The sequence below is a fragment of the Vreelandella xerophytica genome (genome assembly GCF_968048975.1).
The window spans coordinates 3,267,129-3,282,698 of record NZ_OZ309106.1 but is presented as its reverse complement, the minus strand read 5'-3'; the positions used below and the strand labels follow the sequence as shown (position 1 = coordinate 3,282,698).

Sequence of the window (15,570 nt, the reverse complement as noted above, 5' to 3'; positions counted from 1 at the left end):
CGAGGAGCAATCATGCGCGAATTCAAGCGTACCGACCGGGTAGCCGACCAGCTCCAGAAGGAGCTGGCGGTACTCATTCAGCGCGAAGTCAAGGACCCGCGTCTGGGCATGGTCACGGTGAGCGGCGCGACCGTCAGCCGCGATCTGGGCTATGCCGATATCTATGTCACCCTCCTGGGTGATCAGGACCCTGCGCGTATCAAGGAAAACCTTCAGGTGCTCAAGCGCGCGGCCGGGTTTCTGCGAAGCCAGATTGCCAAGCGCATCAAGCTGCGTCACGTGCCGGAGCTTCGCTTTCATTACGATGAAAGCGTGGTGCGCGGCCAGCACCTCTCTTCATTGATTGACGAAGCGGTATCAACTGACCGCGCCCGTCAGCCCGAGGAAGAGGACGATGCCGAACAGGGTGAGGAGACGCGCTGATGGCTCGCCGCCGCCGCGGTCTACCGATCAACGGTGTACTGCTGCTGGACAAGCCCAAGGGGGTGTCCAGCAACCATGCCCTGCAGCGCGTGCGTCGTCTGTTCGAAGCACAAAAGGCGGGGCATACCGGCACCCTTGATCCCATGGCGACGGGGCTTCTGCCGATCTGCCTGGGTGAGGCGACCAAGTTCTCCGCGCACCTGCTGGAAGCCGACAAGATGTATCGCACCCGGGTTGAGCTGGGCGTGATCACCGACACCGGCGATGCCGAAGGTAGCGTCATCGAGCGCCGTGAAGTGCCGTCCTTGACGGAGGAAGACGTCGAGGACGCCATCGCACGTTTTCGCGGCGAAATCGATCAGGTGCCACCGATGTATTCGGCGCTCAAGCATCAGGGCAAGAAGCTTTACGAGCTGGCCCGCGAGGGCAAGCAGGTAGAGCGTGCGGCGCGCAGGGTTAGCGTGTATGATGCGCGCCTGCTCGCCTTTGAAGGGACCGCCTTCGAGCTTGAAGTCAGCTGTAGCAAGGGTACCTATATCCGCACGTTGGCCGAAGATATCGGTCTGGCGCTCGGGTGTGGTGCGCACATCAGTCAACTGCGCAGGCTCAGAACAGGGCCCTTTGCAGGCGATGCCATGTGGACCCTTGAGGCGCTGGAAGCTCTGGCAGATCAGCCAACGCGGGCAGCGAAGCTGATGCCCGTGGACGTGCTGGTCGATCATCTGCCCTCGCTTTCGGTGGATGACACGGCTCATGGTCGACTGTCCCATGGTCAGTCGGCGGTGCTTGAAACCGGCGTGCTGGGTCTTGACGATATCGCACGACTTTATTACGCCGAGTCGTTTATCGGCTTGGGAGTAGTGAAAGGCGCTCAGGAAGTGGCGCCCAAGCGACTATTGAGTACGGTCGCTATCTCGTAGACGTTGCAAGGACGTGGCGTTTTACGCGAAAATAGCACCTGAGACTGCAAATATGCGTGGTCTCACCCATTCATTTTTAGGCATATTGCTTACTGGAGAGACAGATGGCTTTAACCGCTGAGAAGAAGGCCGAGATCGTCAATGAATACGGCCGCGGCGATAACGATACCGGATCCCCTGAAGTTCAGGTTGCCCTGCTGAGCGCCAATATCAACGGCCTGCAGGACCACTTCAAGACCAACAAGCAGGATCACCACTCGCGTCGTGGTCTGATCCGCATGGTAAACCAGCGTCGTAAACTGCTGGACTACCTGAAGCGTAAAGATTTCGAACGCTACCAGTCCCTGATCCAGCGTCTCGGCCTGCGTCGCTAAAACCTTCGGCTCGCTTTGCCTGGTTCTCAGGTGAGCAAAGCTGATAGTTAGCCTGGCCAAAACGGGCAGCCCTTGCGGGCTGCCCGTTTTTTTATGCTGAATGCCCGCCAGATGCACGGCGAAGTGGTGAATTGGGGTTTCTGGTGGCCCTTGAGCGCTACAGCGCCTAGAATAGTGACGAGTCAAAACGACCCAGAATAGACAAGTAGATATTTCATGTTAAAGGAAGTCGCCGTGAATCCGGTTAAAAAAACGTTCCAGTACGGTCGTAGCACCGTCACCCTAGAAACCGGGCGCATTGCTCGTCAGGCCTCAGGTGCCGTCATGGTCACCATGGATGATACCGTGGTGCTGTGTACCGTCGTTGCGAAAAAAGAGGCCAACCCCAGCCAGCCCTTTTTCCCGCTTTCCGTGCACTACCAGGAAAAGACCTACGCGGTGGGCAAGATTCCCGGCGGCTTCTTCAAGCGTGAAGGGCGTCCTACCGAGAAAGAGACCCTCACTTCGCGCCTGATCGATCGTCCGATTCGTCCGCTGTTCCCCAAAGGGTTCATGAACGAAGTGCAGGTGATCTGTACGGTTCTTTCGACCGATCGTAACCATGACCCGGACATTGCCGCGATGCTGGGCACCTCGGCGGCGCTTTCGATCTCCGGCGTGCCCTTCAACGGCCCGATCGGCGCCGCCCGCGTAGGCTTCAACGAAGAGCAGGGTTACTTTCTGAATCCCACCGTTGAAGAACTGGCGAGCTCCGAACTCGACATGGTGGTCGCCGGCACCGAAAACGCCGTGCTGATGGTCGAATCCGAAGCCAAGGAGCTTCTGGAAGACGAAATGCTGGGCGCGGTACTGTTTGGCCATCAGGAAATGCAGGTCGCGGTCAGCGCCATCAAGGAGCTGACTGACGAAGCCGGCAAGCCGCGCTGGGACTGGCAGCCCGCCGAGGAGAACGCCGCGCTGAAAACCGCCATGGCGGACGCGTTCGAAGCCAAGGTCGGCGAGGCTTATCGCATCACCGACAAGATGGCCCGTCAGGACGCACTTTCGGCCCTTAAGGACGAGGCCGTCGAAACGCTTGGCGCCGTCGAGGGTGAGCCGGTGAACGACAAGTTCGCTAAAGACGACGTCAAGGGCGCCTTCGCAAAGCTTGAAAAGCGGGTCGTGCGTTCGCGGGTCGTCAAGGGCGAGCCACGTATCGACGGCCGCGACAACACCACCGTGCGTCCGCTTTCCATCGAAGTAGGGGTACTGCCCAAGACCCACGGCTCGGCGGTATTCACCCGCGGTGAAACCCAGGCGATCGCCGTGGCGACACTCGGAACGCTTCGGGACTCGCAGCTGATCGAGTCGCTGGAAGGTGAGCGTAAAGATCGCTTCATGCTGCACTACAACTTCCCTCCCTACTCGGTCGGTGAAGCCGGCTTCATGGGTGGCCCGAAGCGTCGCGAAATCGGCCATGGCCGTCTGGCGCGCCGCGGTGTGCAGGCCATGCTGCCGTCCGAAGACGAGTTCCCCTACACCATTCGCGTGGTTTCCGAGATCACCGAATCCAATGGCTCGAGCTCCATGGCGTCGGTCTGTGGCTCCTCGCTTGCACTGATGGATGCGGGCGTGCCGCTGAAGGCTCCGGTGGCGGGTATCGCCATGGGCCTGGTGAAGGACCCGGAAGGTTACGCGGTACTGACGGATATTCTGGGTGACGAGGATCATCTGGGCGACATGGACTTCAAGGTCGCCGGCTCCGAAGAGGGCGTGACCGCGCTTCAGATGGACATCAAGATCGAAGGCATCAATGAAGAGATCATGGAGACCGCGCTGCAGCAGGCCCACCATGCGCGCATCTCGATCCTCGAGCAGATGAATGCGGTCATCAACCACAGCCGTACCGAAGTGTCGGAAAACGCCCCGTCGATGGCCACCATCAAGATCGACCCGGACAAGATTCGTGACGTGATCGGTAAAGGGGGCGCCACCATTCGCAAGATCTGCGAAGACACCGGCGCTTCCATTGATCTTGACGACGACGGCACAGTGCGTATCTATGCCGAAGACAAGGCGGCCGCGAAAAAGGCCATCGATACCGTGCTGGCCATCACCGCCGAGGCGGAAATCGGCAAGCTCTATAACGGCAAGGTCGTGCGCATCGCTGATTTTGGCGCTTTCGTGAACATCATGCCGGGTACCGATGGGCTGGTGCATATCTCGCAGATCGTTGCCGAGCGCGTCAACAACGTGCGCGATTTCCTCAACGAAGGCGACGACGTGGTGGTGAAGGTGCTCGACATCGACAACCGCAACCGCGTGAAGCTTTCGATCAAGGAGATCACCGAAGAAGAGAAAGCGGCGTTTGCCGCGGAAAGCGACGTCATCGCCGACTAAGCAATCCAGAAGTGCTCGCGCCGCCCTCGTAGCCCCTGGCTGCGGGGGCGGCGTTGTTTGGGCGAGAGTTTGATAAGGAGTAGTCATGGAGAAGGATGTCGCCAAGTGGTGGGCGGTCATTGCCGTAATGAGCGGCATATTCCTGCTGGTTACCGCCGAGCAGTTGCCGATCGGGCTGCTCTCGCAGGTGGCCGAGGAAATGGGTGTGACCCCTGGTACCGCCGGTTTGATGGTGACGGTGCCCGGCGTGGTTGCCGCGTTTGCCGCACCGCTCTTGCCCGTGGCGGTAGGGCGGCTTGATCGGCGGGTGATGCTCACCGGATTGATGGTCATCATGACCCTGGGCAGCGTGCTGTCGGCGATGGCGGAGAGCTTTATCATGCTCTTGGCGGCGCGGGTGCTGATCGGTGTCAGCATCGGCGGGTTCTGGGCGATCGCGGGCAGTATCGCGCCGCGTCTGGTGCCCGAGAAGAGCGTCGCCAAGGCGATGACGGTGATCTTTGGTGGCGTGACGGCGGCGTCGGTGCTGGGTGTGCCGCTGGGTACGCTCTTGGGCGACATCAGCAGTTGGCGGTGGGTGTTCGGTGGGCTGGGTGGGTTTAGCCTGCTCACCGCGGCAATGATCTGGCTATGGCTCCCACCCCTGCCGCCCAGAGAGCCCGTGCGCCTTCGCATCCTCGCTCAACAGGTAGTGAATCGCGGCGTGCGCGTAGCGGTCCTTACTACCGGCTGTGTGGTGGTAGGCCATTTTGTCGCCTACACCTTTATCAGCCCGATTCTGCAGTCGCTCAGCGGGGTCGAACAGCGCCACGTAGGCAGCCTTTTGCTGCTTTACGGGGCAGCGGGCATCATCGGCAACGTCGTGGCGGGCATGAAGGCGGCGCGCAACCCCTACATCGCCGTGCTGGCGATCCCCGTGCTTTTGACGTTGGTAGTGGCAAGCTTTCCATTGCTGGGGACCAATCCGGTCACCGGCATAGCACTCTTGATGGCGTGGGGGGCGATCTTCGGCAGCATTTCGGTGAGCATCCAGACCTGGATACTGCGCACCGCTCCCAACACCGAGGCGGCGACCGCCTTGATGGCCTTCGTGTTCAATCTCTCCATCGGTTTAGGTGCCCTTCTGGGCGGGCGTGTGGTGGATGCGACGAGCCTTCCCACTACCATGTGGGCCGCCGCCGGGCTCTTTTTGATCGGCGTGGTGCTGGTGGGGCGCACACCGTCGGGTCTGGTCAACCGGGGCAGGATTGGGTAGCGCGCATAAAAAAAGCCCCGCTTTCGAGCGGGGCTTTGAGTCTCTCGATGTTTTACACCGGGTCGGCGCGAACGCTTACGGGCGTTCGATGGCCAGCGCCACGCCCTGACCGCCGCCGATACACAGCGTGGCCAGCCCCTTCTTGGCGTCGCGAGCGATCATCTCATGCAGCAGCGACACCAGCACGCGACACCCCGAGGCACCGATGGGATGACCAAGGGCGATGGCGCCACCGTTGACGTTCACCTTGGAAAGATCCCAGCCGAGCTCCTTTTGCACTGCAATCGCCTGGGCGGCGAAGGCTTCGTTGGCCTCGGCCAGATCCAGGTCGTCGAGGCTCCAGCCGGCTTTTTCCAGGCAGCGCCGGGTAGCCGGCACCGGTCCGATGCCCATGATCGCCGGATCCACGCCCGCGTTGGCGTAGGAAACGATACGCGCCAGCGGCTCAAGGCCCAGCTCTTTCGCTTTTTGTGCGGAACAGACCATCACGACTGCCGCGCCATCGTTGAGCGAGGAGGCGTTGCCGGCGGTCACGGTGCCGTCTTTCTTGAACGCCGGTTTCATGCCGGCAAGCTTGTCGGCGGTGATTTCGCGCGGATTTTCATCGGTATCGAATACCACCGGATCGCCCTTGCGCTGGGGAATCTCGACCGGCACGATCTGGCTTTTGAACTTGCCTTCCTTGATCGCCCTGGCCGCATTTTGCTGGGACTGGGCGGCGAAGGCGTCCATCTCCTCGCGGGTAATGCCGTACTTCTCCGCCAGGTTTTCCGCGGTAATGCCCATGTGGTAATCGTTGAAGGCATCCCATAGACCATCATGAACCATGGTGTCGATTGCTTTCCAGTCGCCCATGCGCTGGCCCTGGCGCGAGTGTGGCAGCACATGGGGCGAGGCGGACATGTTTTCCTGACCACCGGCAATGACCAGCTCGGCATCGCCACACATGATGGCTTGCGTGGCCAGGTGAACGGCCTTGAGCCCGGAGCCGCACACCTTGTTGATGGTCATGGCCGGCACCGACGCCGGCAGGCCTGCCTTGATGGACGCCTGGCGCGCCGGATTCTGGCCTACCCCGGCGGTCAGCACCTGACCCAGCAGTACTTCGTTGACCTGCTCCGGTGAAACGCCGGTGGAAGCGAGGATGTCCTTGATGACCAGTGAACCGAGATCGCTGGCAGGAATGCCGACGAGCGAGCCGCCGAAGCTACCGACTGCGGTACGCCGTGCGGCGACAATGACCACTTCTTGCATGACAGAACTCCCGAGATAAGTAAGGCCGTTAGCCTGTGAGCGAGCGTGTTTGATTCAAGCGTGTTCAATCAGCATAGGGGAAAGTTGTGCATTGCGGCAATACGCTTTTGGTTCACTCGCAGCGATTGGCCGCGGCCAGCGTTGCGGCCATGTTGTCGATCAGGCGTACCGGGATGAGCGTGGCGGCGACAAGCAGCGGCAGGGCGGGGGGCTATGTCGAGAGTTACGGGGCGGCTAGCCCGGGCCGTCCTCGACCAGGCGCTGCAGGCCGGGGTCCGGAATGCGTTCCAGCCAGTGGCTGACGGGCCGGTCAAAGACGCTGAGCGCCCCGTCAAGCTCCGCCAGCGGCATGAGTACGAAGGCGCGATCCGTCATGTGCGGGTGGGGAACGCTAAGCCGGGGGTGATCGATGACCTGCTCGTCAAAGAGCAGAAGGTCGAGATCGAGAGTGCGCGGGCCCCAATGGCGCAGGCGACGGCGCCGGTGGCGCTGCTCCAGGCCCTGCAGCTGATCCAGCAGGGCCAGCGGTGAAAGCGCAGTATGGAGGGCGGCGACCGCGTTGATGAAATCCGGCTGATCCTGGGGCCCCACCGGGCGGCTTTGGTAAAGCGATGACACGTCGCCCACCGTGGTAAGCGGCAACTGGTCAAGCTCGGTAATTGCCTGACGTACCTGGACCAACGGCTCTTCGATATTGCTACCAATGCCGATATAGGCAAGCGATGTATGCATGAGCCGGGCTCACTGATCGCTTTTGCGCGGGGGCTTACGGCGTTTCTTGCGCCGCCGATCACCCTGGCTTGCCGGGTCGCCGCCGACCTTTTGCAGCAGGCGGCGCTGTTCGTGCTCATCGCCTTGCTGGAACGCTTCCCACCAGTCGCCCAGGCCCCGGGCCATCTCGCCGGCCTGTTCGCGCAGCAGTAGAAGATCGAACGCTGCCCGAAAGCGGGGGTGCTCGCGAGTCTGGAATGCCCGCTTTCCCCGACGCATGGGTAGACGCGCCTGAAGCTCCCAGATATCGCGCATGGGCATGCCAAAGCGCTTGGGGATGGAGACATGCTGAAGCTGGCGGGTGACCACCTGCTGGGCGGCGGTATTCAGTGCCGGCACCGCAGGCATGCCTTCGCTTTCAAGCTCCGCCTGACGCAGTGCCACCGGGCCCCACAAGAACGCCGCGAACAGAAACGCCGGGGTGACCGGGCGATCCTCGGCAATGCGCTTGTCGGTATTGATCAGCGCTTGCTCGATCAGCGCCTCGACCCAGGCGGCGTCGGCCATGGCTTCCTCGGCCTCGGGGAAGAGCATGCCGAAAAGCCCGTAGTAACTCAGCAGTTGGAAAGTGAGCAGCCCCTGGCCGGACATGAAGAGCTTGAGCGCCTCGTCAAACAGGCGCGCCGGGGGAATCTGCAAGAGAAGCGGCGCCAGATCAAACATCGGCGCTTCGGTATCCGGGGCGATCTCGAAATTGAGCTTGGCTGCAAAGCGCACTGCGCGCAGCATCCGTACCGGATCCTCCCGGTAGCGGGTGCCCGGGTCGCCGATCAGACGCAGCGTACGGGCGTTGATATCGCCGATGCCGCCGGCGAAATCATGAATCGAGAAGTCCGCGATGCTGTAGTAGAGCGCGTTGATGGTAAAGTCGCGGCGCAGCGCATCCTCTTCGATACTGCCCCAGACGTTATCACGTAAAAGCAGCCCGTCGTCGGACTGCTGCGCGATATGCTCGCCATGCTCGTCCTGAGGCTTGCCACGAAAGGTGGTGACTTCGATCACTTCACGACCGAAACGCACATGAACGATACGAAAACGCCGCCCGATCAGCCGTGAATTGCGAAACAGATCGCGCACCTGTTCAGGTGTGGCGTTGGTCGCCACATCGAAATCCTTGGGCATCTTGCCCAGCAGCGCATCTCGGATGCAGCCACCGACCAGATAAGCACCGAACCCCGCCCCGTCTAATCGATAAAGAACTTTCAAGGCGGCATCGCTGATCTGCTGACGAGAAATAGGATGCTCGGAGCGAAGAATAACGTGGGGCGTCAAGGCCTCAGCAGGGCTGTCTGGGGAATCGAGCAGGTTTTTCAATTGCTCTCCCGAACTAGGTAAAAAACGGGTAAGTCCTCTGAACATGCGACGACATCGACTCGCAGTTAAATAAGTAGGTTGATTGAAGAGTATGTTGATAAAAGATAAGTCGATGAGTGTAGCCGACCCCTTACGCCTTGCAAAGCATCTAAACAAGGTTTGTACAAAACGGTTTTAGAAATGGTGTCAGGATCGGTTATAAAAACGCGCTGCCCAGACGCGGAAAGGGGAGGCTAAACGCGCCTCCCCTATAAATTGGGTCAATCAGCATCCGTGCTGCTGTTTTTCTTCATGATGGCACATCGCCCTGAATACGCACCGCAGTCAGCAAGATTGTACTTACTTGGCTCCGACCGCCTCGTATTCAAAACAATAATCCAACCGCGAACTTTCTTCACCCGGCGTATTGTTGTTGGCTCCGGGGTGTACCTTTGAAAGCGTTTGTTCTTGTTGGCCGCTTTGCTCGTGTACGTCGCGTCCTTTTCGGGCTCTTGCTTGGCTTGTTGTTATTTGAGCGCCAGATGTTCAGCGCCAGCAAGTTGCGAGACTCTAGTCGTTTATTCTTGTGTATCTTGTCTCTCATCCTCGCGATTGTTCTTGTTCTAGCGAGGTTAATGCGCCATGTCTTGTTATTGTTCTTTGGCGACTGCCCGGTTTGTTTTTCTTACCCAGTAATAGTGCACCTGGCATGCCACTTCATGAAAAAAACCGCTATTTCATAAGCTTGTAGTTTTTAACTTTTTTCAAAGCTAAGCTTGCGCGCAGAGTGTTACCTGAAAAACGGCGTTTTTTAACCTTTATGTGTGGGAAGGTAACAGCGGAAAAAGCCCGTTAAGGCGGGTATTTGTTATTTAAATCAGTATATTGGACGTTAGTCTTAGAGCTTGTAGCAAAACGTCAGTATAGGGCTTTCTGATTGTCTCAAGTGGGCCGTTTGGCGGTTTTCTTGCGGGGTATACCCAGGCGCTGGCGCCGTTCCCAGAGGTTTTTACGGCTGATGCCCAATTTTTGTGCAAGCTCGGTTTCGCTCATCTGATCCTGATGCTCAAGCACGAAATGCTGGAAGTAATCCTCCAGCGAAAGGTCTTCTTCATCCTCTGTGATCGTTTCTACCGTATCCTGGACGGACGCTGGCGCAACGCCGCGGTGAGCGACCGGGCCAAGCCCCAGGTCGTCGGGGTGGATCAGATGCCCTTCGGCCAGAATAACGCCGCGCTCCAGGGCATTTTCCAGCTCGCGTACGTTACCCGGCCAGGGGTAGTCCTGAAGATCATGACGGGCCGCCCGGGAGAGGCGAAGACCGGGGCGTTCGTGCCTCTTGCAGGCTTTTTCCAGCAGAATGTCGGCGATCTTCAAGACGTCCTCTTCGCGCTCGCGAAGCGGGGGCAGGGCGATCTGCATGACATTCAGCCGATAGTAAAGATCCAGACGAAACTCGCCGCTTCTGGACAGTGCGCGCAGATCCCGATGGGTCGCGGTAATCAGGCGCACGTCTACATGACGAGTCTCGACTGAGCCGATCTTGCGGATCTCGCCTTCTTGCAGCACACGTAAGAGCCGCGCCTGGGCGTCCAACGGAAGCTCGCCGATCTCATCGAGAAACAGCGTGCCGCCGTCGGCGGCTTCCACCAGGCCCGTGCGGGCAGCGCTTGCGCCGGTGAACGCGCCTTTTTCGTGGCCGAAGAGTTCGGACTCGATCAGCGTTTCGGGAATTGCCGCGCAGTTCACGCAGATAAGGGGGGCGGAGGCGCGTTTGCTCTGTTGATGCAGCGCCCGGGCGACCAGTTCTTTACCCGTGCCGGATTCACCTTGAATGAGTACGCTCACATCCGCCGGTGCCGTCTTGCGAATGCGGGTGTAGACCTGCTGCATCGCGGCGCAATCGCCAATCATCATCGGGCGTGTGCCGCGCTCATCGGTAATCGCCGGCGCGCTGTCTTTTTCCAGGGAACGCTTATGCAGAATACGTTCAACGGTTTCCAGAAGCTCGGTGTGATCAAACGGCTTGGCGACGTAGTCCACGGCGCCTTGCTTGAGCGACTCGATGGCCGAGCGCATGCTGGCGTAGCTGGTCATGATCAGCACCGGCGCCGGGGCGGCCGCTTCGATCAGCGCGCTTCCCGGAGCTCCGGGCAGGCGCAGGTCGCTGATGATGAGATCGAACTCTGAAAGGGTGAGCGAGGCGGTATCTTCGACGCTGGCCGCTTCGACGACCTCATAATGGCTGCGCTCAAGAAGGCGCTTGAGGGCACTGCGTATAATCGCTTCATCTTCAACAATCAGTATCCTGGACATGTAAGGGTCGACCATCCTGTTGGTAAAGCGGCAGCCAAAGCGTGATGGCGGTGCCGCAAGACTTCCCGCCGGGGGGTGAGGCGAACTCTATCCTGCCCTGGTGCTCGTTGATGATCTGGTAGGCCACCGACAAGCCAAGCCCCGTGCCTTCGCCGGGGGGCTTGGTGGTGGTGAAAGGCTCGAACAGATGATCCTTCACGCTGGGGGCGATGCCCTCGCCGTTGTCCGTCACCCGCCACCAGACGTACTCGCCCTGTTCCCCGGCTTCGATGGCCACCTCGCCGGCATCGAGGCAGGCGTCCCGGGCATTGCCCAGCAGATTCACCATTACCTGGGTCAAACGCTGAGCGTCGCCCTGCACCATGAGGTGTTCCGGACAGGTATTGGTGAAAACGACATCCTCACCCGAGCGGGCCAGATGGATCAAGTGTAACGCATCGTCGCCGATGCGCCGGAGCATGACGGCTTTTGCCGGGGGCGGAAGCGCCTGGCGCCCGCCGTGGGCAAAGCCTACCAGCGAATTGACGATTCTGGTCACCCGTTCGGTCAATGCCTGGATATGATCGGCTGTCTCCAGAAGCGCCGGGTCATCGGTATCAAAGCGCAGGTTCTGGGCAAGTGATGAAATGCCCGTGATGGGGTTGCCGATTTCATGAGCGACCCCGGCGGCGAGCTGGCCGATCGAAGCCAGGCGCGCGGCGTGAACCAGCTCCTCCTCCAGCCACTTCATTTCGGTGTGATCCTCCACCAGAATCACGCTGCCGCCGCGGCTGTCGAGTCCGCTCAGCGTGGCCTTGTGCAGGGTGAGAAAGTAGTCCCGGCCGTGCAGGCACACCGGCTGCTTGTAAAGCGGGGTATGCAAGGCATCCAGCACGCTTGCCAGAAGCTCGGCCCAGGGCGCGGGCAGGCTGTCCCGGCGCGAGCCGATCACGCTGTCGCCGCTGATTCCGGAAAGCTCGGAAAGCGCCTGATTCCACATGGTGAGCTCGTCGTCATCGCCCAGCACGCAAAGCCCCACCGGCAGGTAGGCCAGGGTCTGGCGGTGATGACGACGCAGTCCGTCGAGTTCCCGGGCAAGCCCTGTCAGCCGTGACCGGTAGGCTTCCAGGCGGCTCTCGACAAAGTGGATGTCGTCGGTCGCCGGGGCATCGTTGTGGCGGTAGGGCAGGTAACGATCCACGATATCCCGGGCCACCGACGGGCCCATCAGCCCCGAAAGATTCGCCTGGAGTCGGTCGCGCAGGCGCCGTAGTGCGTAAGGGCGGCGCTCATCGAGACTCAGGTTGAGCGCTTTCAGGGCGCGGGCCACTTCGCGTTCGGCGGCCTCATCGCCCAGGGCCTGGGCCAGATGCGCGGTAAAATCCCCGGCCGTGGCGGCTTCCAGGGGCAGGCGCTTGGAGCGGATCACCGCGTCCACCGAGCATGCCTCTGCGGCGGAATGCTCGCCTTCCGATGTGCGGGTAAAAAGCGACATGACGATCAAGAGCACGATGTTCACCGCCAGCGAGATCAGCGTGGTGGTGTACCAGTTCGGCGCCTCGGGAGGCATCATGTCGATAAACGGAAGGCTGGGCAACGGGGTGGAGAGTAAAAGTGGCAGCCACAGTCCCCAAAGCCATACCAGCGCGCCGCCCAGAAGGCCCGCTACCATGCCGTTGCGATTGGCGCCGGGCCAGTAAAGCAGTGCCAGCATACCCGGCAGGCACTGGGCGATACCCACGAAGGCGGCAAGTCCCAGGTCGGTGAGCGAGTGATGGCGGCTGACCCCTTCGGCAAACAGCCAGCCACCGGCCACCACGCCCACCACCAGCGCACGGCGCAGCCATAAAAGCCAGCCGTAGAGATTGCTGCGCGCCTCGGGCGGGCGGGCGACGAGCACGACGTGATTGAGCACCATGCCCGACAGCGAAATAGCCATCACCATCATGGTGCCGCTGGCCGCCGCCAGGCCCGCCACGAAGGCCAGCGCCCCGACCCACCAGTGGCTGGAAATCTGGTAGACGGCGTAGGCGGTCAGCGAGATCTCACTGTTTTGGGCCTGGGCCGCCCACCAGATTAGGGGCACGGGAAGCGCCATCAGCAGAAGAAACAGCGGCAGCGTCCAGCTGGCCTGTAACAGCGTATGGCGCGAAAGGTTTTCAGCGAAGGTGATCTGGAAAAGGTGCGGCATCATGAAGGCGGCAGCGAAAAACAGCAGCAGCAGCGTGCGCCACTGGGCAGGCTCCAGTTTGGCCGTGGCGGCCTGGGCGGCAAGCCCGGGGCCATCCAGCCACTGCTGCAGATCCTGAGGGCCGCTGAATACCCACCAAAGGGCAATGGCGCCAAGGGCGAGCATCGCGACCAGTTTGACGACGGACTCCAGAGCGATGAGACACAAAAGCGTATCGTGGCGGTGCTGATGGCGATGCCGGGCGCCGAACAGGATGGCCCCGAAGGCGATGACGCCGCAGAAGATAAACGTCACTACTTCGCTGTAGCGGCTCTGGGTCAGGTGATGGACCGCGTCGCTCAGTGTTTTGACCTGAATGCCTAGAAGCGGCAATACCGCCAATAGACTGAGCAGCGTGACCAGCGACCCCACCCAGCGCGAACGAAAACGGAATGCGAACAGATCGGCCAAGGACGAGAGCTGGTAGGTGCGGGTGATGCGCTGGATGGGCACCAGCAACACCGGCGCCAGCAGGAACGCGCCGGCCGCGCCGAGGTAGTAGGCCAGGTAGCCAAAGCCTGCCTCGGCGGCCAGCTCCACACTGCCGTAAATGGCCCAGGCGCTGGCGTAGATACCCAACGCCAGCGTGTAGACCAGCGGGTGGCGGGTGATACGTACGGGAACCAGTCCCCGTTCGACCGCCGCGGCGGCGCCGAGTAAAAGCGCCAGATAGCCAAGGCCCAGCGCAACAACGCCTATCAATTCAACGCTCATCGAGCTTCCTTTTCTGCTCGAGCCAGAGCGTGAGCGCGATCAGCCCGCCCCAGATCAGAAACGGACGATACCAGGCGGTGCCGGGTTCGCCCCAGCCATCCATTAAAATGGGCGAGAGCAGATAGCCGCCGAAGACCAGAAACAGCAGAATTCGATAGACGTACATATCAGGTCTCTTCCGGCAAGGGCCGTTCGATGGCGGGAACGAGCCTGTCGGGTCGCCAGTGGGCAATGCCCCATTCAAGCTGCTGCTCGGGTACGGCGTCGGCAAGCGTTGCCGGGGGCGTCTGGTCGAGGGCTTGAAGGGCCTGAAAAAGCTGACGGCGAATGGCGCCGGGGCGCGTGGCAAGCGCCGGCGCCAGGTTCTGCTTGGAGAGTTTCTGCCCCTGCGAAGTGACGATCAAGGGCAGGTGCAGGTAGCGGGGTACAGCGTAGCCAAGCGCGGCCTGAAGCTGCCCCTGCCAGGGAGTGTTATCCAGAAGATCGAAGCCTCGCACGATATCGGTCATGCCCTGCTCAAAGTCGTCCACCACCACGGCCAGCTGGTACGCCCACAGGGTATCCTTGCGCTTCAATACCACATCGCCAAGATCGGCAGGGTCGAAGCACTGTTCGCCGAACAGCCGGTCGTGCCAGTGAATCGGACGTTTGGCGATGTCGCTGCGAAGCCGCCAGGCCACGGGGCTGTCCGGGTCGCACACGCCCTGTCGGCACCAGCCGGGGTAGACAAGATGATCTTGCCACTGCTTGCGCGAACAGCTGCAGGGGTAGGCCAGGCCTTGGTCGATCAATCTTTCCAGCGCGTGTTGATAGCGAGCATGGCGCCGGCTCTGCCAGGAGGGTTGGCCGTCCCAGTGAAGTCCGAAGGCCTCAAGCTGATCTAGAATGGTGGTGTCCGCCCCCTTGGGGCAGCGCGGCGGGTCGATATCCTCGATTCGCACCCACCACTCGCCACCGGCGGCTCGAGCATCCAGATAACTGCCGAGTGCGGCCACCAGCGAGCCAAAATGAAGCGGGCCGGAAGGCGTGGGCGCAAAGCGGCCTCGATAGCGAACGGTCTTTGTCATGACGGCCATGATGTGCCAGATGAAGGCAGGCAGCAAGCAACAAAAACGGGCACGCAAGGGTGCCCGGGGAGGTGTCATCGATGCCAGGCTTGTCTAGCCGCCAAGCTGTTTCTCTTTAAGTTCGGCCAGGGTCTTGCAGTCCACACAAAGGGTGGCGGTAGGGCGCGCTTCAAGGCGGCGAATGCCGATTTCAACGCCGCAGGCCTCGCAGAAGCCGTAGTCGTCTTCATCGATCTTCTCGATGGTTTCGTTGATCTTTTTCAAAAGCTTGCGCTCGCGGTCCCGGGTGCGCAGTTCCAGGCTGAAGCCTTCTTCCTGGGTTGCACGGTCAGCGGGGTCGGCGTAGTTATTGGCGTCTTCTTGAAGGTGGCGTACGGTACGGTCCACCTCTTCCATGAGGTCCTGCTTCCAATCGAGAAGCAACTGGCGAAAATGCGCAAGCTGCTTGTCGTTCATGTACTCTTCACCCGGTGCCGACTGATACGGAGTGAAGGATTTGGACGCTTCCGGTTTCTGTTCCGCTACTGGCATGGGAGTGCCCCTTACTTATGTGACTGCTGATCGATCGTGACAATGTCGCGATTTCACGCCAAAG

At 60.7% G+C, this 15,570-nt stretch carries 13 protein-coding genes; 5 read left to right on the top strand and 8 right to left on the bottom strand.

The genetic code is table 11. The annotated features are described in order from the left end of the window. The first annotated feature begins 12 nt into the window (after positions 1–12). The 5 genes from rbfA to ACWF8S_RS15365 all read left to right on the top strand — a co-directional run bounded on the left by rbfA (position 13) and on the right by ACWF8S_RS15365 (position 5,351). Entirely contained in the window at positions 13–423 is a 411-nt protein-coding gene (rbfA, locus tag ACWF8S_RS15385) for a 30S ribosome-binding factor RbfA (protein ID WP_447554287.1), read from the top strand. Beyond that, entirely contained in the window at positions 423–1,343 is a 921-nt protein-coding gene (gene truB / locus ACWF8S_RS15380) for a tRNA pseudouridine(55) synthase TruB (protein WP_447554285.1), read from the top strand. The genes rbfA and truB overlap by 1 nt, the downstream gene beginning before the upstream one ends. Positions 1,344–1,447: 104 nt before the next feature. Then, positions 1,448–1,717 carry a 30S ribosomal protein S15 gene (rpsO, locus tag ACWF8S_RS15375; protein ID WP_009723734.1) on the top strand — a complete coding sequence of 90 codons (270 nt, stop codon included), beginning with the start codon at positions 1,448–1,450 and terminating at the stop codon, positions 1,715–1,717. Between the two features lie 216 nt (positions 1,718–1,933). Further along, entirely contained in the window at positions 1,934–4,096 is a 2,163-nt protein-coding gene (gene pnp / locus ACWF8S_RS15370) for a polyribonucleotide nucleotidyltransferase (protein ID WP_447554284.1), read from the top strand. An 85-nt stretch (positions 4,097–4,181) separates the two neighbouring features. Continuing rightward, a complete protein-coding gene (locus ACWF8S_RS15365; protein ID WP_447554283.1) occupies positions 4,182–5,351 on the top strand; it encodes an MFS transporter in 1,170 nt (389 codons plus the stop codon). Between the two features lie 75 nt (positions 5,352–5,426). On the opposite strand, the gene ACWF8S_RS15360 is transcribed toward ACWF8S_RS15365, so the two are convergent. The 8 genes from ACWF8S_RS15360 to dksA all read right to left on the bottom strand — a co-directional run bounded on the left by ACWF8S_RS15360 (position 5,427) and on the right by dksA (position 15,506). After that, positions 5,427–6,605 carry an acetyl-CoA C-acetyltransferase gene (locus tag ACWF8S_RS15360; RefSeq protein ID WP_447554282.1) on the bottom strand — a complete coding sequence of 393 codons (1,179 nt, stop codon included), beginning with the start codon at positions 6,603–6,605 and terminating at the stop codon, positions 5,427–5,429. 234 nt (positions 6,606–6,839) lie between these two features. Next, complete coding sequence (folK, locus tag ACWF8S_RS15355) at positions 6,840–7,337, bottom strand: 2-amino-4-hydroxy-6-hydroxymethyldihydropteridine diphosphokinase (protein WP_447554281.1); 498 nt, start codon at positions 7,335–7,337, stop codon at positions 6,840–6,842. A gap of 9 nt (positions 7,338–7,346) precedes the next feature. Then, on the bottom strand, positions 7,347–8,735 hold the full coding sequence (gene pcnB / locus ACWF8S_RS15350) for a polynucleotide adenylyltransferase PcnB (protein ID WP_447554280.1): 1,389 nt from the start codon (positions 8,733–8,735) through the stop codon (positions 7,347–7,349). A gap of 876 nt (positions 8,736–9,611) precedes the next feature. Then, a complete protein-coding gene (locus ACWF8S_RS15345; protein WP_447554279.1) occupies positions 9,612–10,985 on the bottom strand; it encodes a sigma-54-dependent transcriptional regulator in 1,374 nt (457 codons plus the stop codon). Continuing rightward, positions 10,963–13,908 (bottom strand): ATP-binding protein, encoded by a 2,946-nt coding sequence (locus ACWF8S_RS15340; RefSeq protein ID WP_447554278.1) that lies wholly within the window; start codon positions 13,906–13,908, stop codon positions 10,963–10,965. The genes ACWF8S_RS15345 and ACWF8S_RS15340 overlap by 23 nt, the downstream gene beginning before the upstream one ends. Beyond that, positions 13,898–14,074 (bottom strand): hypothetical protein, encoded by a 177-nt coding sequence (locus ACWF8S_RS15335; RefSeq protein ID WP_447554277.1) that lies wholly within the window; start codon positions 14,072–14,074, stop codon positions 13,898–13,900. The genes ACWF8S_RS15340 and ACWF8S_RS15335 overlap by 11 nt, the downstream gene beginning before the upstream one ends. A gap of 1 nt (position 14,075) precedes the next feature. Further along, entirely contained in the window at positions 14,076–14,975 is a 900-nt protein-coding gene (gluQRS, locus tag ACWF8S_RS15330; RefSeq protein WP_447556613.1) for a tRNA glutamyl-Q(34) synthetase GluQRS, read from the bottom strand. A 93-nt stretch (positions 14,976–15,068) separates the two neighbouring features. After that, complete coding sequence (gene dksA / locus ACWF8S_RS15325) at positions 15,069–15,506, bottom strand: RNA polymerase-binding protein DksA (protein WP_447554276.1); 438 nt, start codon at positions 15,504–15,506, stop codon at positions 15,069–15,071. Between the last annotated feature and the right edge of the window lie 64 nt (positions 15,507–15,570).